The organism is Caballeronia sp. LZ003 (genome assembly GCF_031451465.1).
GTDB lineage: Bacteria > Pseudomonadota > Gammaproteobacteria > Burkholderiales > Burkholderiaceae > Caballeronia.
This window is the reverse complement of sequence record NZ_JARUXJ010000133.1, coordinates 1-609: the sequence shown is the minus strand read 5'-3', so window position 1 is coordinate 609 and position 609 is coordinate 1. Positions and strand designations below refer to the sequence as shown.

At 63.7% G+C, this 609-nt stretch carries 1 pseudogene; it reads right to left on the bottom strand.

What is annotated here, in order from left to right:
• Positions 1-576: pseudogene (locus tag QCE79_RS33435) on the bottom strand (hypothetical protein); the annotation flags it as partial.
• Positions 577-609: the final 33 nt, after the last annotated feature.

Here is a 609-nt window from a genome sequence, read left to right as displayed (position 1 = left end):
ATACGCCTGCAACTTGCCCTGCGTGAGCGCTGCATAGTTGCCCGTGAGCAGCATTGCGCGATCAAGCTTTTCCTGCTGCTCGGTCAACGAATGAATCGCGTGATAGGCAGCATAGGCGCTTGCGCCCAGCGCGCCGAGCGCTACGCCCGCCGGCCCGCATAACATCGGCAACACATCGATGCGCTCGGCCAGCACCATGAGCGAGCCCATGAAGTTTTTCCAGCTGCCCTGCATCGCCTCGTGACCCAGCACAAATAATTCGCGCCGGGCGGCCACCGACCCGGCGCCGAGATGATGCATGGCACGCGAGGCAGCTTCCGCCTTCGCGATCAACGGCTCCGCGGACTCGGCAATGCCGAGATTCGCCGCTCTCAATCGCATCAGATCAAAGCGCGTCTTGCCCGCCGTATCAGCAACCTTCTCAAAGCCCCTCACCGCAGCGCTTACCTGCCGTGCCGTCGCGGCACTGCCGGACCTCGCCGCTTCTTCAAGCGCGCGGGCCGTGATGGTGCTGCTTGCCGCCATCTGCTGCTGAGACGCCTCATACTTGCTCGCGCTCGCTTGCTGATGCGCCACGAACCCGTTCGCAGCTCGCTTGGTGCGCTCCAT